The 20,328-nt window shown below is 72.3% G+C and carries 15 protein-coding genes; 9 read left to right on the top strand and 6 right to left on the bottom strand.

The genetic code is table 11. The features are described 5' to 3' along the window. Positions 1 to 52: 52 nt before the first annotated feature. Both JOD65_RS09740 and JOD65_RS09745 read right to left on the bottom strand, forming a co-directional pair. Positions 53 to 1,672 carry an MFS transporter gene (locus tag JOD65_RS09740; RefSeq protein WP_191196530.1) on the bottom strand — a complete coding sequence of 540 codons (1,620 nt, stop codon included), beginning with the start codon at positions 1,670 to 1,672 and terminating at the stop codon, positions 53 to 55. Positions 1,673 to 1,764: 92 nt separating this feature from the next. Beyond that, positions 1,765 to 2,376 (bottom strand): TetR/AcrR family transcriptional regulator, encoded by a 612-nt coding sequence (locus JOD65_RS09745; RefSeq protein ID WP_307821060.1) that lies wholly within the window; start codon positions 2,374 to 2,376, stop codon positions 1,765 to 1,767. A 165-nt stretch (positions 2,377 to 2,541) separates the two neighbouring features. Here JOD65_RS09745 and ligA point away from each other — a divergent pair, with 165 nt between their 5' ends. The 4 genes from ligA to JOD65_RS09765 all read left to right on the top strand — a co-directional run bounded on the left by ligA (position 2,542) and on the right by JOD65_RS09765 (position 8,978). Continuing rightward, positions 2,542 to 4,665, top strand: a complete 2,124-nt coding sequence (ligA, locus tag JOD65_RS09750; RefSeq protein ID WP_191196532.1) for an NAD-dependent DNA ligase LigA — start codon at positions 2,542 to 2,544, stop codon at positions 4,663 to 4,665. Positions 4,666 to 4,745: 80 nt separating this feature from the next. After that, complete coding sequence (locus JOD65_RS09755; protein WP_191196533.1) at positions 4,746 to 5,993, top strand: calcium-binding protein; 1,248 nt, start codon at positions 4,746 to 4,748, stop codon at positions 5,991 to 5,993. A gap of 68 nt (positions 5,994 to 6,061) precedes the next feature. Next, complete coding sequence (locus tag JOD65_RS09760) at positions 6,062 to 8,314, top strand: sensor histidine kinase (protein WP_191196534.1); 2,253 nt, start codon at positions 6,062 to 6,064, stop codon at positions 8,312 to 8,314. 19 nt (positions 8,315 to 8,333) lie between these two features. Next, positions 8,334 to 8,978 (top strand): response regulator transcription factor, encoded by a 645-nt coding sequence (locus JOD65_RS09765; protein ID WP_191196535.1) that lies wholly within the window; start codon positions 8,334 to 8,336, stop codon positions 8,976 to 8,978. 19 nt (positions 8,979 to 8,997) lie between these two features. Here JOD65_RS09765 and JOD65_RS09770 read toward each other — a convergent pair whose 3' ends face one another. From JOD65_RS09770 to JOD65_RS09780, 3 genes are read right to left on the bottom strand one after another with little or no spacing between them, the layout of a single operon-like run. Then, positions 8,998 to 9,921: an LCP family protein gene (locus tag JOD65_RS09770; protein ID WP_191196536.1), complete on the bottom strand. Its 924-nt coding sequence runs from the start codon at positions 9,919 to 9,921 to the stop codon at positions 8,998 to 9,000. Between the two features lie 8 nt (positions 9,922 to 9,929). Further along, a complete protein-coding gene (locus JOD65_RS09775) occupies positions 9,930 to 10,544 on the bottom strand; it encodes a hypothetical protein (protein ID WP_191196537.1) in 615 nt (204 codons plus the stop codon). Between the two features lie 34 nt (positions 10,545 to 10,578). Next, positions 10,579 to 12,192 carry a N,N-dimethylformamidase beta subunit family domain-containing protein gene (locus JOD65_RS09780; RefSeq protein ID WP_191196538.1) on the bottom strand — a complete coding sequence of 538 codons (1,614 nt, stop codon included), beginning with the start codon at positions 12,190 to 12,192 and terminating at the stop codon, positions 10,579 to 10,581. Between the two features lie 124 nt (positions 12,193 to 12,316). Here JOD65_RS09780 and gatC point away from each other — a divergent pair, with 124 nt between their 5' ends. The 5 genes from gatC to JOD65_RS09805 all read left to right on the top strand — a co-directional run bounded on the left by gatC (position 12,317) and on the right by JOD65_RS09805 (position 19,321). Further along, positions 12,317 to 12,616, top strand: a complete 300-nt coding sequence (gene gatC, locus JOD65_RS09785) for an Asp-tRNA(Asn)/Glu-tRNA(Gln) amidotransferase subunit GatC (protein ID WP_191196539.1) — start codon at positions 12,317 to 12,319, stop codon at positions 12,614 to 12,616. Then, a complete protein-coding gene (gatA, locus tag JOD65_RS09790) occupies positions 12,616 to 14,157 on the top strand; it encodes an Asp-tRNA(Asn)/Glu-tRNA(Gln) amidotransferase subunit GatA (protein WP_191196540.1) in 1,542 nt (513 codons plus the stop codon). Before gatC ends, gatA begins: the two co-directional genes overlap by 1 nt. Before the next feature lies 1 nt (position 14,158). Continuing rightward, positions 14,159 to 15,652 (top strand): Asp-tRNA(Asn)/Glu-tRNA(Gln) amidotransferase subunit GatB, encoded by a 1,494-nt coding sequence (gene gatB / locus JOD65_RS09795; RefSeq protein ID WP_204811069.1) that lies wholly within the window; start codon positions 14,159 to 14,161, stop codon positions 15,650 to 15,652. Between the two features lie 162 nt (positions 15,653 to 15,814). After that, on the top strand, positions 15,815 to 17,227 hold the full coding sequence (locus JOD65_RS09800) for a prenyltransferase/squalene oxidase repeat-containing protein (RefSeq protein WP_191196541.1): 1,413 nt from the start codon (positions 15,815 to 15,817) through the stop codon (positions 17,225 to 17,227). Positions 17,228 to 17,557: 330 nt separating this feature from the next. Further along, a complete protein-coding gene (locus JOD65_RS09805) occupies positions 17,558 to 19,321 on the top strand; it encodes a prenyltransferase/squalene oxidase repeat-containing protein (protein ID WP_191196542.1) in 1,764 nt (587 codons plus the stop codon). Between the two features lie 274 nt (positions 19,322 to 19,595). Here JOD65_RS09805 and JOD65_RS09810 read toward each other — a convergent pair whose 3' ends face one another. Further along, a complete protein-coding gene (locus tag JOD65_RS09810; protein ID WP_191196543.1) occupies positions 19,596 to 20,228 on the bottom strand; it encodes a hypothetical protein in 633 nt (210 codons plus the stop codon). Between the last annotated feature and the right edge of the window lie 100 nt (positions 20,229 to 20,328).

Consider the following 20,328-nt stretch of genomic DNA (forward strand, 5'->3'; position numbering starts at 1 on the left):
GACTCTCCTTCGAGACGGCGACGACGTCGGATGGCTCGGTGTGCCGGGTGGCTCAGTGGACGCCGACGCCCTCGGGCGCGGACTCCGTGGCCAGCTCCTCGTGCTTGACGTCGAGGAACAGCCACACGATCGCCGAGGCTGCCACCATCATCAGCGAGCCCACCAGGAACGCCATCGTGGCGCCCTCGGTGAACGATCCGAGCGAGGCGAGCTGGCCGAGCGCCCCCTGGTCGAGCTGCGGCGCGGCGGCCGCGATCGACGGGGCGATCTCGTCTGCGCGCGTCTGCGCGAAGTGGAGCGACACCGTGCTCAGCGTGGCCAGACCCAGTGCGCCACCCACCTGCTGCATCGTGTTGAGCACCCCGGACCCGATGCCGGTGTCCTGGGCGCGCAGGTGGTGCACAGCGACGAGCGTGAGGGGCACGAAGTTGAGGCCCATGCCGAAGGCCATCAGGACGACGAAGGGCAACACCTGCGTCCAGTAGCTGACGTCCGTGCCCAGCGCGACGCCCTGGCCACCCATCGACGCCGGTAGCGAGGCCAGGATCGACGCCGGGTCCTCCGGCACGGTGATCCGGCTGAAGCCGTAGAGCGCCGCAGCCGAGAGCAGCGTGCCCACGCCCGACAGGTAGCGCGGGTCGACGAAGGCGATCAGCTTGGACGCGGTCGTCGCCGAGATGATCATCGCGATCGAGAAGGGCAGGAAGGCAACGCCGGTGTGGAGCGGGGAGTAGCCCACGACGAGCTGGATGAAGAGCGAGAGGAAGAAGAACATCGCGAACATCGCCGCCGGGACGATCATCATCACCGCGAAGGCGGCAGCGCGGTTCTTGCTCTTGAAGATCCGGAACGGCATGAGCGGGTGCTCGGCACGCGACTCGATGAGCAGGAAGACACCGAGCAGCGCCACGCCGACGACGAGGCTCAGGACGGTGGTGGTGTCGTCCCAGCCGTAGCGCACGTCACCCGCGCGGGACAGCCCGTAGACGATGGCCAGCAGGGCGCCGGTGCCGGTGATCGCACCGGGGACGTCGAGCCACCCGGAGTGGCGCTCGGACTCGTCGAAGAAGCGGGGGGCGAAGATCGCCGCCGCCAGGCCGATCGGCACGACGATGAGGAACGTGTAGCGCCAGCCCTCGAGGCCCAGGATCGGGTCGAGGCCGGTGAGCCAGCCGCCGAGGATGAGGCCGACGGCGGCACCCACGCCCGCCATGGCGGCGTAGACCGCGAACGCACGGTTGCGCTCCTTGCCGGCGGGGAACGTGGTGGTGATCAGGGCAAGGGCGGCGGGGGACGCCATGGCAGCGCCGAGGCCCTGGAAGCCACGGGCGCCGAGCAGCATGACCTCGTTCTGGGCGAAGCCGCCGACGAGCGAGGCGGCCGCGAACAGGAGCACGCCGGTCATGAAGATCCGTCGCCTGCCGTAGAGGTCGGCCAGCCGGCCGCCGAGAAGCAGGAACCCGCCGAAGGTCAGGGCGTAGCCCGTGACGATCCACTGCAGGTTGGCCTGCTCGATCGACAGGTCTTCGCCGATGTAGGGGAGGGCGATGTTGGCGATGGTGCTGTCGAGCACCACCATCAGCTGCGCGAGGGAGATGAGCACGAGCGCCCAGCGCAAGCGCTTGTGCTGCTCGGGGGTCACCTCGTCGGCAACCAGGGTGCTGTCGGTCATGGAACGTCCTTTGAGTGGTGGTGCCAGGTCGATTCGAGCAGAGGGGTCCGACAGCGGGTGCCGGACGTGGCAGACAGTCAGGGGTTGCAGGGTCAGCGGTCAGGTGCGGAGGGTGCTGGTCCGCGCAGCGCGGCGGGGAGGATGACCTCGTCGAGCACCCGGCCGACGAGCTCGGGCGTGACGGCGTCGCCGAGCAGGAAGGCCCGGTGCAGGACGATCCCGGCGAGCGACGGGGCGAGGATCGAGAGGTCCACGTCGGGGTGGACCTCGCCGCGCTCGCGGGCCCTCTCGTAGATCGCGCGCGAGGTGGCGACCTTCGGCGCGATGAAGTCGCGGCGGTAGACCTCGGCGAACTCCGGGTCACGCCCCATCGCGGTGACCACGGCCGTGAGGACGGTCTGCGCGATCGGGTCGTTGAGGCCGCCGCTGCCGCAGTAGGCGGCGAGCAGGTCGCCACGCAGGGTGCCGGTGTCGGGGACGACGGCTTCGCCCTTGTGCGCCATGATCGCGGCCACCACGAGCTCGGGCTTGCCCTTCCAGCGGCGGTAGAGCGTGGCCTTGGACGCCTTGGCGCGGCTCGCCACGGCGTCCATGGTCAGCAGGTCGTAGCCCACCTCGTCGAGCACCGCGAGGGTCGCCTCGAGGATCTCGAGCTCGCGCTCGCCCGCCACGCGGGGGCGGGTGCCGGTCTCGGTCGGGGTCACGCGTGCTCCTCGGTCGCCGTGCTGATGATGAAACGGAACGGTTTCGTTCCACAACGCCACAGTAGGCAGATCCATTCCGATGGAACAAATCAGTTCCATCCGGTCCAGACCGGCGAGCACGTGGCGTGCCGAGCACCTGTCGGACCAGACCGGCAGACTGTCCCCATGAGCACGTCCGAGCAGCCCGACCTCGAGGCCACCGACGCCACGGTGGAGTCCGCCCCGCCCGAGGCGCGCGAGCGTCACCGGGAGGTCAGCGAGCAGGTCGACGACGCCCGCTGGCGCTACTACGTGCTCGACGACCCGACGCTGTCGGACGCCGACTTCGACGTACGGCTGCGCGAGCTCGAGGCGTTGGAGGACCGGTTCCCCGAGCTCCGCACCCCCGACTCGCCGACCCAGAAGGTCGGTGGAGCGGTGTCCACCGAGTTCACCGCGGTCGACCACCTCCAGAGGATGGAGAGCCTCGACAACGCGTTCACCTACGACGAGCTCGAGGGGTGGTACGCCCGACTGCAGCGCGAGGGCCTCGAGGCGCCCGACCTGCTGTGCGAGCTCAAGGTCGACGGCCTCGCGATCAACCTCCTCTACGAGGACGGCCGGCTGGTGCGGGCCCTCACCCGGGGCGACGGCCGCACCGGCGAGGACGTCACGCCCAACGTCAAGACGATCGACTCCGTGCCCCACCGGCTGACGGCTGCGGACGGGTTCCCGGTGCCCGGGCTGCTCGAGGTCCGCGGCGAGGTGTTCCTGCCCGTCGAGGCGTTCGAGCGGCTCAACGTGTCGATGACGGAGGCGGGGCGTCCCGCCTTCGCCAACCCGCGCAACGCGGCGGCGGGGTCGCTGCGGCAGAAGGACCCGCGGGTCACGGCCAGCCGCGCGCTCGGGATGGTCTGCCACGGCATCGGTGAGCGCCGCGGCTTCGAGCCCAAGGCCCAGTCGCACGCCTACGAGGCCCTCGCGGCGTGGGGCCTGCCCATCTCCGACCAGGTGCGGGTGGTGCCGTCGCTGGCCGACGTCCAGGCCTATGTCGAGAACGCCGGGGAGAAGCGCCACTCGATCGTCCCCTACGAGATCGACGGCGTCGTGGTGAAGGTGGACGACGTCTCGCTGCAGCGGCGCATGGGTTCCACCTCGCGCGCCCCGCGGTGGGCCATCGCCTTCAAGTACCCGCCCGAGGAGGTCAACGCCAGGCTGCTCGACATCCGGGTCAACGTCGGTCGCACCGGGCGGGTCACCCCCTACGGCGTCATGGAGCCGACGAAGGTGGCCGGGTCCACCGTCGAGAACGCCACCCTCCACAACCGCCACGAGGTCGAGCGCAAGGACGTCCGTCCGGGCGACACCGTGGTGCTGCGCAAGGCGGGTGACGTGATCCCCGAGATCGTCGGCCCGGTGCTGGGGCTGCGTCCCGAGGGGCTCGAGAAGTGGGTGATGCCGGAGGACTGCCCGTCCTGCGGCACGCGACTGGCCGAGCAGAAGGAGGGCGACAAGGACCTCCGCTGCCCCAACCACCAGCACTGCCCGGCGCAGGTCCGCGAGCGGGTATTCCACGTGGCCGGGCGTGGTGCCTTCGACATCGAGGGCCTGGGCTACGAAGCCGCATCGGCCCTCATCGACGCCGGGGTGATCACCGACGAGGGCGACCTGTTCTCCCTGACCCGCGAGCAGCTGGTCAGGGCTCCGCTGTTCACCCGGGCGCCGAGGAAGGACGAGGACGGGCCGCAGCTCTCGGCCAACGGCGAGCGGCTGGCCGCCAACCTCGACAAGGCCAAGCAGGTGCCGCTGTGGCGGGTGCTGGTCGCTCTGTCCATCCGCCACGTCGGCCCCACCGCGGCCCGGGCGCTGGCCCAGGAGTTCGCGTCGATGGCCGCCGTCCGCGCCGCCAGCGAGGAGGAGCTCGCGGCGGCCGAGGGGGTCGGCCCGACGATCGCCGAGGCCGTGATCGCGTGGTTCGAGGTCGACTGGCACCGCGCGATCGTCGACGCCTGGGAGGCTGACGGCGTGTCGATGGCCGACGAGCGCGACGCGTCGATCACCCGCACGCTCGAGGGCCTCACGATCGTGGCCACCGGCTCCCTGGAGCACTACACCCGCGACTCGGTGAAGGAGGCGATCATCAGTCGCGGCGGCAAGGCGGCGGGGTCGGTGTCCAAGAAGACCGACTACGTCGTCGTCGGGGACAACGCCGGCTCCAAGGCCGACAAGGCCGAGCAGCTCGGCGTCCCCGTGCTCGACGAGGACCAGTTCACACTGCTGCTGGAGAAGGGGCCCGACGCCCTGGCCTGACCGTCCGCGGCGCCCGGGAGGTTTGAGGTGCGGCCTCCGGGGTCATCAACCCTGCAACGAACCACTTCTTGGGAGTCAGCATGCGCCTCGTCCGTCACCTCCTGCCTGCCGTCGTCGCGACGGTCGGCCTCGCCGCACCGCTCGCGGTCGCGCCGACCGCGCATGCCGCCCCGAGCTGCGCCGGCCTCAAGGCCACGATCGTGGGCAACGACAAGGCCAACTCGATCACCGGCACGCCCCGGCGGGACGTCGTGGTCGCCCGCGGTGGCAACGACACGATCCGCGGCCTCGCCGGCAACGACGTGATCTGCGGGGGTGACGGCGCCGACACGATCCTCAGCGGCGAGGGCAACGACCGGCTCTACGGCGAGACCGACCTGGTGCGCCTCGACCAGTTCGGCCGGGTGGTCAAGAAGGGCGACACCCTCTCCGGCGGCACCGGCGACGACACGATCGACCTCGGCTACGACCCGCGCCCCGCCGGCGAGGGCACGGCCGTGGTGCTCGACGGGGTGACCTACGTCAACGCGCCGGCACCGGTGGTGGTCGACTTCCGCGCCGCACGCACCGTCCCGGTCGCCGCCGACGGCAACGACACCGTCACCGGGTTCGACGGCGGCATCCGGCTCGTCGGGTCGCCGTTCAGCGACACCGTCAAGGGCACCAACTCGGCCGACGTGATCGCCGCGCGGGGTGGCGACGACACGATCTTCGGTCGGGGCGGCGACGACACGATCACCGCCGACGCGTCGGGCACCCTCGGCAACGACCGGCTCTACGGCGACGCCGGCGACGACCAGCTCGTCGGCACCGTCGGCATCGACACCTTCGTGGGGGGCAGCGGCGGCGACACCCTGTCGACGACGTCGGAGAGCCACCAGGTCTGGCGGGGCGGCAGCGGCAGCGACACGATGACCTTCCCGATACCGGCCGAGTCCGGGTTCGTGGCCAAGGGCTACGGCGGGCAGGACAAGCTGCGCATCGTCGCCAGCTCCAACCCCGCCCTCAAGCCGACCCTGCGCATCGACCAGCTGAGGAAGACGACCATCCGCGGCCTGCAGCCCTTCACGCTCGAGGGCAAGGTCACCGGCTTCAGCGACGTGGTCCTGCCGGCCCGGGCCCTGTCGATCTTCAAGTGCAGCAACGACTCCGAGATCGTCACCGCCAACCCCGACTACCGCGTGAAGCTCTACGGCCGCGGCGGCGCCGACGTGCTGACCGGCTCCGACGAGCCCGACCGCCTCGACGGCGGCAAGGGCTTCGACATCGCGCGGGGACGAGGCGGCAACGACACCTGCAGGGCGGCGGAGAAGCGCTCGAGCTGCTGAGCCGCTGCTGACCTCCCGGACCGCGCGTCTGCTTCCCCCGCGGGCGCAGGCGGGGGCACGATGCCTCCATGGCGCGCACCAGCAGGCTGCTCGTGCTCGCAGTGGCCTGGGCGGTGCCTGTCTGCTGGACCGTCCTCGCGCTGCTGGCCGGGCCGTCCGACGGCACCAGCCTCTCCTCGAGGCTGCTGCCCACGGCGGGCGCGCGCTGGGTCGACACGGTCCACGTCCGGGCCACCTACGGCGAGACGGCGCTGCGACCGGGTGACGAGGTCCAGGCCGTCGACGGCCGCGCGCTGGACGACTGGGCGGACGGCACCGGCGACCTCGACGGCGTACGACGCGAGGTGGGCGACGTCGTCCGCTACGAGGTCCGCCGGCCCGGGGCGGGCCTCGACCTGATCCAGCAGGTCGACGTCACGCTGCACCGCTACCCGCTCGCCGCCGCCGTGCGGGCCGCCCCGCACGTGGTGCTCCTGCCGGTCCTGCTGCTCGTGCTGGGCTCGCTGGTCTTCTGGTCGAGGCCGTCGGCAGCGCCTGCGTGGGCGTTCCTCGTCGCCGCCGCACTCCTGCCCGCGACGCTGACGTCCACCCCGCTGGGCCTCGGCGTCGTCGACCTCGCCGGTGCGCGCGGCACCTGGCCTGCGGCCGTCGGCGAGGCGATGGCCGTCCTCGGCCTCGTGGCGCTGATGCTCGCGGTCGCGCTCCTGACCCGGCCCGAAGGCCGGGGCCGGTGGGTGACGGCCGTGCTGCTCGCCGCGCCCGCGGTGGGGTACGCCGTCTGGGTGGCAGCGCTCTTCGACGGGGCTGGCTCGGCGCTGGAGCAGCAGTGGGTGCTGGCGACCGTCTGGGCACCGGCCCTGTGGGCCGCTGTCCCGGCCCTGCTCGTGATCGCGACGCTCGCCCACCTGCGCGCCCGCGGGCGCTCCGACGTGCTGGCCACCAGGCTCGCCCTCCTCGGTGTCGGCGCCGGTGTCGGTGCGTGGCTGGTGCTCGGCCCCGTGCCCGACCTCCTCACCGGGGAACCGTTGCTGCGCGAGGACCTGCTCGTCCTGCTCGGTGGCGGGCTCGCCGTGGCCTGTGTCGCGGTGGCCGCGGGGCGCTACCACCTCGGCGAGATCGAGCCGCGGGTCCGCCGCGGGCTCGTCCAGGCGCTCGTGCTGGTCGTCGTGGGAGCCGCGTTCGCCGGCGCGGTGCGGGCGGTGGACGCCGCGGCGGACATCTCAGCCGGCTCGATGCTGGCCGGCGGGCTGCTGGCGCTGCTTCTCCTGCCCGCGGGGGTCGCGGTCCAGCGGACCGTGCGGCGGGTGGTCTACGGCGACCGCGAGTTCCCCGACCGGGTGGTGTCGGACCTGCGCCGGCTCGATGCGCTGACCGCGCCCGAGGACGCGCTGCGCGAGGCCCTCGAGCTGCTCGCCCGTCGCCTCCACCTGTCGTACGCGGCCGTCGACGTGCTGGCCACGCCCACCTCCGGACCGATCGCCGCCGCCATCGGTGCCCCGACGGGCACGCCCGCGACCGTCGACCTCTCCGTCGGTGGCACCACGGTGGGACGGCTCCGGGTCGAGGTCGACGCCGGCCACGACCCGTTCGGGCCGGGGGACCGGCGGCTGCTCGAGGACGTGGGGACCCAGGTCGGCGCGCTCGTGCAGGCGGTCACCGCCAACCGCGAGCTCCAGGTCTCGCGGCAACGGCTGGTCGCGGCGCGGGAAGAGGAGCGCCGGCGGCTCCGGCGCGACCTGCACGACGGCCTCGGCCCCTCGCTCGCGTCGCTCGCGATGCGCCTGGAGGCGGCCTCCGACCTCATCGACGACGACCCCGAGCAGGCGGCGAACCTGGTGTCGCGACTCTCCGACCAGGCCCGCGAGGGCATCGGTGAGGTACGACGGCTCGTGGAGGGACTGCGACCACCGGCGCTGGACCAGCTCGGCCTGGTCTCGGCGCTGCGCCACCGGGCCGCCGAGCACGGCTCCGCCGGGGCCGGGGTGCCGTGGTCCGTGGAGGCCGGCGACGACATCGAGCCGCTTCCCGCCGCGGTCGAGGTCGCGGCCTACCGCATCGTCGTCGAGGCGGTGACCAACGTGCAGCGCCACAGCGGCGCCGACCGGTGCGTCGTACGCCTGGCGCGCGAGGACGGCGACCTGCACATCGACGTCTCCGACACGGGATCGGGGCTGGCTCCGGACCGGCGCCCGGGTGTAGGCCTGTCCTCGATGCGGGAACGCGCCGAGGAGCTCGGAGGGTCGTTCGAGGCGGGGGACCGCCCCGGTGGCGGCACCGTGGTCCAGGTGCGGCTGCCGCTCGACGAGGGACCACCAGCGTGAGCAGAGCAAGGAGGAGCCGATGGACGGCCACCGGGTGTTGATCGCCGACGACCACGACGAGTTCCGGCGCGGCCTGGAGGCCCTGCTGGCCGCGACGCCGGACGTGGAGGTGGTGGGCACCGCCTCCGACGGCGCGATGGCGATCGCGCTGGCCCTGGACCTCCAGCCCGACGTGGTGCTGATGGACCTGCACATGCCGCGGGTCAACGGCATCGACGCGACCGCCCAGATCGTCGCCTCGTCGCCGCACATCGGGGTGCTCGTCCTGACGATGATGGAGGACGAGGAGTCGGTCTTCGCCGCGATGCGGGCCGGCGCCCGCGGCTACCTGCTCAAGGGCGCGCGCCGCGGTGAGATCCTGCGTGCCGTCGAGGCCGTGGGTGCCGGCGAGGTGATCTTCGCACCCGGTGTCGCCGACCGGGTGATGGACTACTTCCTGGGGGTGCGCAACCGGCCCGTCGCCGACGCCTTCCCGGACCTGACCGAGCGCGAGCGCGTCGTGCTCGGCCTCATCGCGGAGGGCAAGGAGAACGGCGAGATCGCGCGACAGCTCGGGCTGTCGGTCAAGACGGTCCGCAACCATGCCAGCAACATCTTCGCCAAGCTGCAGGTGGCGCACCGTGCGCAGGCGATCGTCAAGGCGCGCGAGGCGGGCCTGGGCTGAACGCCCGTCCGGAGTCCGGTCAGCCGGACCCGTCGCGGCAGCCGCCCTGGAGCCGCGCGTCGTCCTGGGCGTCGCCTCCGACCGCCCGCGCCTGCTCCACGTCGGGGTAGACCACCGAGGCGCCGTTCTCCACCCCGAAGGTGCCGACGATGATGCAGGCGTCCGTGCGACTCGGGTCGACCGTCGTCAACGCCTGCACGAGCCGGTAGACCTGCGCGGGCGACATGTCGGTCTGCAGCCCGCCCAGCGCGGAGAGCGTGACCGCCTCCATGAAGCCGGCGTCGTCCTCGGCGTCGCGCAGCCGCTCGAGCACCCCGAGGAGCAGCCGCTGGTGGTTGGCCGCACGCTCGAAGTCGCTGCCGCCGGGGAGCGTCTCGCGGGTCCGGGCGTAGTAGAGCGCCTCGTCGGCGTCGAAGGTGTTGGGGCCGCGCCGCACCTGGACGTCGCCCTCCTCGGTGGTGAAGGCCAGCGGCGAGTCCACCTGGACGTCGCCCACGGCGCCCATCATCGACAAGAACCCTTCGAAGCCGGTCACCACGACCACGTCCGGCTCGATCCCGAGCAGGTCGTCGACCTCGCGCGCGACCCCCTCGGTCCCCTCGTCGCGCAGGGCGGTGTTGAGGCGGGCGCGACCGTCGCTCATCTCCACGTAGAGGTCACGGGGCAGGCCGATCGCGACGGCCCGGCCCGTGTCGAGGTGCACGCCGATGAGCTGGATCGCGTCGGTCAGCCCGGTCGTCACGTCCTCACCGGCGGCGGCCTCGGAGCCGAGAGCCAGGACCCAGAGGATGCCGTCGCCCGCGTCGACGGCCTTGGCGGTGCCGATGGTCGTCAGGCTGATGCTCGTCGGGTGCACGGAGCCGGACGGCACGACGAGCGCAGCGCCGGCGAGGACCGCCGCCAGTGCGGTGACGCGCCGCAACCACCTCGTGCGCCGCCTCATGCTCCAGCTCATGCCCCACCTCCCGACTCCGCCTCGGCGGGCGTCTCGTCGCCGTCGTCGAACCTGACGTCGTAGCCGAAGATGGACCAGGTGCCGTCGTCGTCGGGCACCAGCATGAAGCGTCCGTCGAGCGCCAGCGGTCGCGTGGTGCCGTCCTCCATGGTCGCGTCGAAGGCGAAGTGGACCTTGGCCGTGCCGCCGAGCACCTCGCCCGCCTGGGTCAGGAACGAGAGCCTGGCGTCGAGGTCGGTGGCGCGCACGGCGGTCGCGTCGCGCGCCGTGGCCGCGGTGAGCAGGTCGATGTCGCGGGTCGCCTTGCGTGCGGCCACGCTGGTGAAGGGCTCGAAGGCCTGGACGAACTCCTGTCGGGGGAACTCGCCGAGGAAGGCGGCCACCACGTAGTCGGAGAGGACGTCACCGACGGCCCCCTCGACCTCGGTGCGGGTCTGCTCGTCGAGGCGCTCGGCGCCGGTGACCGTCTGGACGCGGAGGGCGGCCGACTCGGCCGTCGGGTCCCCCTCGTCGTCGGGCGGGCTGTTGTCCGAGCACCCGGCCGCGAGCACCGCCGCTGCGACCGCGACGCCCACGCGCGCGGTCCACCCGCGGCGGCGAGAGGAGCCCATGGCGATCATCATGGCCGACGCAGCCTGACCTGTCTCAGCTCGCCGGGACCGTGTTGACCGTGGAGAGGTCGAACTCCTCCACGTTGTCCCGGGCCGGGTGTCGTGTGCCGACCGGGCCGCGGGCGAACTCCATGACCAGGGTGCCGGTCACCGTCCGGGTGAACTCCTGCGTGACCGCGCCCAGCGGGCGCTCGCACCGGTCGACCATCGCGCACCCCCAGCGCAGCGTGCCGGCGTTGAACACCCCGGCACCCGAGCCGGCCGTGTAGTAGACCGACTGCGTCGTGGTGGTGACGCCTCGGCAGGAGTACGGCGAGTGGCTGAGCACCTGGAGCGGCCGCGGCAGCCTGCCGTCCGGGTAGACCCGGTCGGCCTCGGGACCCACCAGGCCGGGGATGTGGTCGCCGTGGCGGACGCCCGTGCCGCGGAACCCCCACCAGCCCGGGCTGGCGACGACGTAGTCGGTGTCGACGGGGTAGCACTCGTACTGCATCCCCAGCAGGTCGTGCTCGGGGCGCGGCACGGGCGGCTCGCGGAACATCGCCGTCGCCTCGACGGACCCCTGCGCGTACAGCGGGTCGAGGTGCGCGGAGTGCCGGTAGCCGACGACCACGCGGGCCGGCGCCTCGGTGCCGGGCTCCAGTCGGATCCGCCAGTACATGGTGTTCGCGCCCAGGAAGGCCAGGTTGGTCCCGGCGTCGCGGGCCCCGAGGACGACGTCGCGCATCGTGTTGGTCCAGTACTCGTCGTGCCCCATCGAGACGTAGCCGCGGGCGCCCGCGAGCGCTCTCGGCGTGGTGTGCAGGTCGACGTTGGTGAAGTAGGACAGCGGCACGCCGGTGCTCTCCGCCCGCACGACGACCGGGATGGCGGCCGTGCGGTAGTCGTTGGCCCCGGTCGCGCCGTTGTAGGGCCGGTCGAAGCTCACCGCGTGGCTCGGGGCGTCGCCGTTGGCGCCGGCGTACAGGCTGTAGCCACCCCACTCGTTGTAGGCCTGCCACGTCGTGACGGGCGCGACCAGCGCGACGGTGCCCTCTGCCGACTCGGAGGTCACGACGTAGGGCACCTGGGTCTCCCACCCGGTGTCGGTGCGCAGCCGGAAGACGTAGAAGCCGGGCGTCCACGTCGACGTGTCGACGGTCAGGTCGCGCTCCCAGGGCGCGACCACCGTGCGCCGCTCGTACGACGAGTAGCGCGGCGCCGGCTGCTGCCGGCCCCGCCGGAAGCCGGACTCCCAGACGAAGGCACCGGTGCCACCGTCGTAGGACCCGATCCGGAACGCCGCCGCCTCCCAGCCGCCCTCGGTGGTGGACACCTTCAGGCCCACCCGCGTGCCCGGGACGCCGCTGGCGTGCGTGGTGTAGGCCGCGACCTCACCGTGGAACGATGTCCTGCTCAGCCGCCAGTCCTCCGAGCCGCGCGGCTCGGGGGTGGGCTCCGGCTCCGCCTGCTCGGTGGCCTCGGTGTCCGCCTGCGCCCGCGGGATGCCGATCGCTGCCCCGCCCGCGTCCCTGCCCGCCCGCTCGGCCGAGGCGCACCCGGTCCCCAGCACCAGGACCGCCACCACGACCACTGTCCCGAGCCTCGCCCACCGTGTCCGCATCGCCATCTCCTCGGCCGTGGCGTCGGAGGGTCCCGTCGCCGTCATGACGACGTTCGTCCGGGGGCACCTCCCGGCACATGGGGCGGCGATCCCGGGAGGTCGGGACGATCAGGACCGCCGTCCCGACCGGGCGCCGGAGCCGAGTGGGCGGGGACCTAGGATCAACCCCATGCCTGAGATCTCCCGGGACGAGGTGGCCCACCTGGCCATGCTCGCCCGCATCGACCTCTCCGACGCCGAGCTCGACCACCTGGCGCCCCAGCTGAGCGTCATCCTCGAGTCGGTGGCCTCGATCAACGGGGTCGCGGGTGACGACGTGCCACCCACGTCGCACGCCCTCCCGATGACCAACGTGTTCCGCGAGGACGTCGTGGTCCCGGGCCTGACGGCCGAGGAGGCGCTGTCCGGCGCGCCCGCCGTCGAGGACCAGCGCTTCTCCGTCCCGCGGATCCTCGGCGAGGAGGCGTGATGAGCGACCTGACCCGCAGCACCGCTGCCGCGCTCGCCGACGGCCTCGCCGCCGGCGAGGTCACCTCCGTCGAGCTCACCGAGGCCCACCTCGACCGGATCGACGCCGTGGACGGCGCCGTCCACGCCTTCCTCCACGTCGACCGCGACGGTGCCCTCGTCGATGCCGCCGACTCCGACGCCCGCCGGGCCCGGGGCGAGGCACGCGGCCCGCTCGACGGCGTACCGATCGCGGTCAAGGACGTCCTCGCCACCCGTGGACTGCCGACCACCTGTGGCTCGAAGATCCTCGAGGGGTGGATCCCGCCCTACGACGCCACCGTCGTCTCCCGGCTGCGCGCGGCCGGCCTGCCGATCCTGGGCAAGACCAACATGGACGAGTTCGCGATGGGCTCCTCGACCGAGCACTCCGCCTACGGCCCCACCCGCAACCCGTGGGACCTCGACCGCATCCCCGGCGGCTCCGGCGGCGGCTCCGCGGCCGCCGTCGCTGCCTTCGAGGCACCGCTCGCCATCGGCACCGACACCGGCGGCTCCATCCGCCAGCCCGGCGCCGTCACCGGCACCGTCGGCGTGAAGCCGACCTACGGCGGCGTCTCCCGCTACGGCCTCGTGGCCCTGGCCAACAGCCTCGACCAGGCCGGTCCGGTCACCCGGACCGTGCTCGACGCGGCGATGCTGCACGACGTGATCGGCGGCCACGACCCGCGCGACTCCACGTCGATCAAGCAGGACTGGCCGTCCTTCACCGAGGCGGCGAGGGCCGGCGCCACGGGCGACATGAGCGGGGTGAAGGTCGGCGTCATCACCGAGCTCGCCGCCGGGAGTGAGCAGAGCGGCTGGCAGGCCGGTGTCATGGCGCGCTTCCAGGAGTCGGTCGACCTGCTGGTCGAGGCCGGTGCCGAGGTCGTCGAGGTGTCGTGCCCCTCGTTCGTCCACGCCCTCGCCACCTACTACCTGATCCTCCCTGCCGAGGCGTCGAGCAACCTCGCGAAGTTCGACGCGATGCGCTACGGCCTGCGGGTGACCCCCGACGGCAACCCGAGCGCGGAGGACGTCATGCGCGCGACCCGTGACGCCGGCTTCGGTGACGAGGTCAAGCGCCGCATCATCCTCGGCACCTACGCGCTCTCCAGCGGCTACTACGACGCCTACTACGGTCAGGCCCAGAAGATCCGCACGCTGATCAGCCGCGACTTCGACGCCGCCTTCGCCGACGTCGACGTGCTCGTGTCGCCGACGGCCCCCACCACGGCGTTCAAGCTGGGGGAGAAGCTCGACGACCCGGTGGCGATGTACCTCAACGACCTCGCCACCATCCCCGCCAACCTCGCCGGCGTCCCGGGGATCTCGGTCCCCAACGGCCTCGCCGACGAGGACGGCCTGCCCAGCGGCTTCCAGGTGCTCGCGCCGGCGCTGGCCGACGACCGCGTCTACCGCGTGGGTGCCGCGCTCGAAGCCCTGTACGCCGACCAGTGGGGCGGACCCCTGCTCGACAAGGCACCCGCCCTGGCCGGCGCCGCGACCGCCGAGGTGAAGTGACGTGACCGAGACCCTGATGCCCTTCGACGACGTGCTGGCGGCCTACGACCCCGCCCTCGGCCTCGAGGTCCACGTCGAGCTCAACACCGCCTCGAAGATGTTCTGCGGCTGCCCGGCGGTCTTCGGCGGCGAGCCCAACGCTGGCACCTGCCCGACGTGCCTGGGCCTGCCGGGCGCGATGCCGGTCGTCAACGGCAAGGCGGTGGAGTCGGCGATCCGCATCGGCCTGGCGCTCAACTGCGACATCGCCGAGTGGTGCCGGTTCGCCCGGAAGAACTACTTCTACCCGGACATGCCGAAGAACTTCCAGACGTCCCAGTACGACGAGCCGATCTGCTTCGACGGCTACATGGACGTCGACGTCGACGGTGAGACCTACCGCGTCGAGATCGAGCGTGCCCACATGGAGGAGGACACCGGCAAGTCGCTGCACGTCGGCGGTGCCACCGGCCGCATCCACGGCGCCGACTACTCGCTGGTCGACTACAACCGCGCCGGCATCCCCCTCATCGAGATCGTCACCCGGCCGATCCTCGGCGCGGGGGAGAAGGCACCGGAGGTCGCCAAGGCCTACGTCGCGCAGCTGCGCGAGCTGATCGTGGCGCTCGGCGTCTCCGAGGCGCGGATGGACCAGGGCAACCTGCGTGCCGACGTGAACCTGTCGCTCGCCCCGAAGGGCAGCGGCACCCTCGGCACCCGCACGGAGACGAAGAACGTCAACTCGTTCCGGTCGGTCGAGCGGGCCGTTCGCTACGAGATGCAGCGGCACGCGGTGATCCTGCGCGACGGCGGCTCGATCCTCCAGGAGACACGTCACTGGCACGAGGACACCGGCATCACCACGAGCGGGCGCGAGAAGTCCGACGCGGAGGACTACCGCTACTTCCCCGAGCCCGACCTCGTCCCCGTGGCCCCGAGCCGCGAGTGGGTCGACGAGCTGCGCGGCACGCTGCCGGAGAACCCGACCGTACGCCGCGCCCGCCTGCAGGCCGAGTGGGGCTTCACCGACATGGAGATGCGCGACACCATCGGTGCCGGCGCGCTCGGGCTGGTCGCCGAGACCATCGCGGAGGGCGCCGCCCCGCAGGCCGCCCGCAAGTGGTGGCTCGGCGAGCTCGCCCGCCGCAGCAACGAGGACGGCGTCGACATCGTCGACCTGCCGATCACCCCGGCCGACGTGGCCCGCATCCAGGCGCTGGTGGACGAGAAGGTCGTCAACGACAAGCTCGCCCGCCAGGTCTTCGAGGGTGTGCTCGCGGGCGAGGGCACCCCGGACGAGGTCGTGGAGAAGCGTGGCCTGGCCGTGGTGTCCGACGACGGCGCGCTCGGTGCCGCGGTGGACAACGCGATCGCCGCCAACCCCGACGTCGCCGACAAGATCCGCGACGGCAAGGTCGCCGCCGCGGGGGCCCTCATCGGCGCGGTGATGAAGGAGATGCGCGGCCAGGCCGACGCCGGCCGGGTCCGCGAGCTGATCCTGGAGAAGCTCTCCTGACCCCTACTTTGGTCGGAAGATGCGGCTGAATCGCGGTCTAGACAACTTGTTAGGGTGCTGGTGAGTCCCATTGGTCACATCACCAACCAACGCTCGCAGCATCGGGGGAGTGGTCGGCCGCGGCATGCGGCCGTGACGACCTCGGCGAGCGGGAAGGAAGTCATGCACCATCGCATTCGACCTGTCCGAACGGCTCTGGTCGCCCTGTCGACCGCAGCGCTGGGGGTCGGCGTACTCGCCGCTCCGCCTGCATCCGCTGAGCCCACGCCCGCCCTGCGCGCCGCCAAGGCCGCCGCGGCGAGCACCGACAGCACCCCGTCCACGATCGCCGCCGAGTGGATCGCCGGGGAGCTCAGGGACGGCCTCATGGTCGGTTCGTCCGGTCCGGACTTCGGCCTCACCATCGACACCGGGATGGCCCTCTCGACCGTCGCCAGCCAGGGCGGCACCGTGACGGCGATCAACAACTCCCTCGAGCCGCGCATCGCCGACTACGTCGGCGACGGGACCAAGGAGTCCTACGCCGGCGCGCTTGGCAAGGCGGCCACGTTCGCCAGGGTCGCCAAGAAGAACCCGACGAGCTACGGAGGGGTCAACCTGATCACCCGGCTCGAGGAGCGCACCGCCGACGCCACCACCGGCACGGCGCCGAACACCACGCCGAACCCGCTCGTGGGCCGGATCTCCGACAAGTCGGAGTTCGGCGACTACGCCAACGTCGTCGGCCAGTCGTACGCCGCGCGTGCGCTGACTCTCGCGAACTCCAGCGAGGCCGGTGCCGCGCGCGACTTCCTGCTCAAGCAGCAGTGCGCGTCGGGCTACTTCCGTGCCGACTTCGACAAGCCCGACGTGCCCAGCCAGGCGTGCGCCGAGGGCGTCGCGGGCAGCGCGGCCGACCCGGACGTCACCGCGCTCGCGGTCATCAACCTGGTCGAGTCGGGCGACAAGAGCCCGGCTGTCGTGGGTGCCCTCGCCAAGGCCGGCACCTGGCTGGCCGACCGGCAGCGGGGCAGCGGCGCGTTCCGCGCTGCTGCGCCGGTGAGCAAGATCAACACCAACTCCACGGCGCTCGGCGGCTACGCCCTGGGCCTGCTGAAGAACCGCGACGCGGCCCTGAAGGCGGCGCTGTGGGTCCGCAAGAACCAGCCGGTCGACAAGTACAAGTGCCGCACCGCGCTGACCAAGGACACCGGTGCCGTGGCCTACCGCAAGGACCGGGCGACCGGTGCCAAGACCAGCGGTATCCCGGCCGACGCCCGTGACGAGTGGCGCCGTGCCACCTCGCAGGCGATCCTCGGCCTGCAGTTCGCCCCGGCGAGCAAGGACAAGCTCCGCATCGTGTCCGTGCGCAAGCAGGCCCGTGCCGGCGAGCGCGTGCAGTTCCGCGTGTTCGGCCTCGCGCCGAGCGAGAGCGCGTGCCTGCAGGTCAAGGGCGACTTCGTCCGTGTGAAGGGCAAGACGTCCGGCGACAAGATCGTCCGCAAGCTGCAGCTGCCCACGGGCAACCAGCGTCGCGTCGCCCTGGTGAAGACCTCGGACGACGAGGCTCGTACGTCGCTCCGCGTGCGCAACTGACGCGTAGCTGACGGCACCCGACGCACCACCAGCACCACCCCTCGGCCCGGCGCCCACGGAGCTCATCTCGTGGCGCCGGGCCGAGGTGCGTCCGTGGACCGACGGGGGTTACGCTTCGCAAGCCGCGCCCGCCCGGGCCGGCACCACACACGCCCGAGCTGGGGAAAGCCGGTCCGAAACCGGCGCTGACCCGCAACCGTGGGCACGGGAGCGATCCCGTGCGAGCCGGAAGACCCACCTCGACGCGTCTTGATCACCATCGTTGTCGAGGAATGCAACGGGGCGAGCCGGTATTCCGCCTCCCTCGTTGTCGCAGCGAGGGAAGGAACCATGAAGTTCACCTCAGGGCTGGCAGCCGTCGCGCTCGCAGCCGCCACGCTGGCACAACCCCTGTCCGCCCCGGCTGTCGCCGCGACCCCTGCTGAGGCAGCGGACGCTGCAGGCGACTGGATCGCAGGGGAGCTCACCGACGGCGTCGTGATCGGTGACTACGGTCCGGATGCTGGGTCGGGCATCGACGCCGCGCTGGCCCTCGAGGCGCTCGGCCGCGACGCCGACGCCGGGGGGGTCGCTGACGGCCTGGGACCCCTGCTGGTCTCGGTGAACGACCCGTACAAGTTCGGCTACGTCAAGACGTCCGAGTACGACTACAACGTCCCGATCGGGGAGGACCCGATCTACCTGCGAGAGGGCTATTACGCCAACGCCACCGCGAAGGCTGCCGCCTTCGTCGAGCGCCTCGGTGGCGACGCCGCCAACCGGTACTCCGAGATCGACCTCCTCGACCAGCTCGAGACCCTCACCGACGACGTGACCGGTCGGATCTCCGATGACAGCAGCTACCCGACTGACTACGCGAATTCGATCGGCCAGGCTCTCGCCGTCGAGGCGCTGACCGCGGCCGGCTCGAGCGAGGCCACGGCCGCCACCGACACGCTCGTCGCGCGCCAGTGTGAAGCAGGGTTCTTCCCTCTCTCGCTCGACGGGGCATGTCCCGCCACCGATCTGCACCCTGACGTCACGGCACTGGTGCTGATCTCCCTCGTCGAGTCCGGTCTGACCACGCCGGAGGTCGCAGCCGCGATCGACGGCGCCGCGGACTGGCTCGAGTCGGCGCAGCTGACGGACGGTTCCTTCCCCGGCGACGGCGGAGCCGCCGGCGCCAACACCAACGGCACCGGTCTCGCCGGCTGGGCACTCGGCCTCGCCGGTCGCGACGACGCGGCCAGCAAGGCCGCTGCCTGGGTGCGAAGCCTCCAGGTAGCCGATGCAGGTGCGTGCGCGTCGAAGGCGCCCAATGGCGCCATCGCCTTCAACGCCGACGACTACGCCAGCGCACGTCTGGACGGCGTGGGCCTCAAGCGCACCAGTTGGCGCTTCGCCACGTTCCAGGCCACGCCGGCCCTGCTGTGGGCGCCGACTGCCGACGCTCCGCTCGGCATCACCACCCCGGCCACCGCCGCGGACGGGGCAGCGGTGACAGCCACGGTCGCAGGCCTCGCAGCCGGTGAGCACGGGTGCGTCGCCCTCGGCTCGGTGGCGAAGTCGGTGACCGGCACGGGCGCCGACCTGCCCGTCGACTTCCAGCTCCCGGCCGGTGCCGGGGCGTACACGTTCTCGGTCACCACCGTGACGGGCACGCAGACGTCGACGACCACCGTGGCGGGCACGCCTCCGACCACGACCCCGACCACGACCCCGACCCCGACGACGACCCCGACCCCGACGACGACCCCGACCACGACCCCGACGACGGCCGCGCCTGTGACGGGCGAGCTGGCAGCGGCGAAGGTGGAGCGGGTGAAGCGCAACCGGTTCCGTCTCGACGTCGCCTGCGAGGGTGCGGCTCCCTGCGAGGGCACGATCGTGGTCCGGTCGAAGCAGAAGGTGGAGAACGCTCGCGGCAAGGCCCGTCGCGTGGTGGTCGCTCGCACGACGTACGCCATCGCGCCCGGCGCGTCCGGGAAGGTCGTGCTGAAGGTGCTCCGGGCCGCTCGCCCCGCCCTGAAGTCCGGCAAGCTCCGGGTCGTCGGCGTGCAGCGCACGCCCGGCAAGGACCCGGTCCGCACGGCGTTCTGGCTGAAGCGGGCGTGACCTCGATGTCTCGGCAGGCACGACGCTCGTCAGCCCGGATCACGGTGAGGCTCTCGACCGCGGTCGCTGGCCTGGCCGCGGCCGGGCTGGCCGTCGTCAGCGCGCCGGTGGGGGTCCTGCCTCCCGCCGGCGCAGCCACCTGTACCTCTGCGGGAGGCGTCAGCGTGGTCGTGGACTACCGCGAGCTGGGCGGCAGCACCGTCACGGCGTGTGCGGAGGACGGTGGCGGCAAGAGCGCCACTGCGATCTTCGCGTCGGTTGGCGTCAGCATCGGCTACGCCACCCGGCAGCCCGGCTTCGTGTGCCGTGTGAACGGCGTACCGACGAGCGACCCGTGCGTGAACGCCTCGCCGGCGAACGCGTACTGGGGCCTGTGGTGGGCCGACGGCTCGAAGTCGTCGTGGACGTACTCGTCCTCGGGCGTCGGCAGCCTGACCGTCCCCGCTGGCGGCTCCGTGGGCTGGTCCTGGCAGCAGGACCGGGCCGCCGGATCCAGTGTTCCCCCGGGCGTGGCTCCTCCCGTCCCCACGTCGACGCCCACGCCCTCACCCACGCCCTCACCGTCGCAGACCTCGTCGCCGACCTCGTCGCCCAGCTCGGGCGGCGGTTCGGGCGGTTCGGGTGGCGGCAGCGGGTCAGGGTCGAGCAGCGGCTCGGGTGGCGGCTCGGGCGGTGGCTCCCAGCCCAGCAGCCCGTCCTCGCCGTCGGGTGGCTCGGGTGGCTCGGGCGGTTCCGGCGGCTCGGGCTCCAGCCCGTCGTCGAGCCCGTCCAGCCCGTCGACGTCCTCGTCGCCCTCCGCGTCCGGGACGCCTTCCGACTCGCCGATGGCCAGTGAGTCTCCAGGAGACTCACAGCGCAGTGCCGGCCCGGGAGAGGCCGGCGCGAAGGGCGACAAGGGGTCCGACAAGACGTCCGGCAAGGGGTCCAAGAAGGGCTCCGACGACGATGAGTCTCCCAGCGACTCACCCTCCAGCGCCGGGGACGATCCCTCCGGTTCCGCCTCTGAG

The sequence above is a fragment of the Nocardioides cavernae genome (genome assembly GCF_016907475.1).
GTDB lineage: Bacteria > Actinomycetota > Actinomycetes > Propionibacteriales > Nocardioidaceae > Nocardioides > Nocardioides cavernae.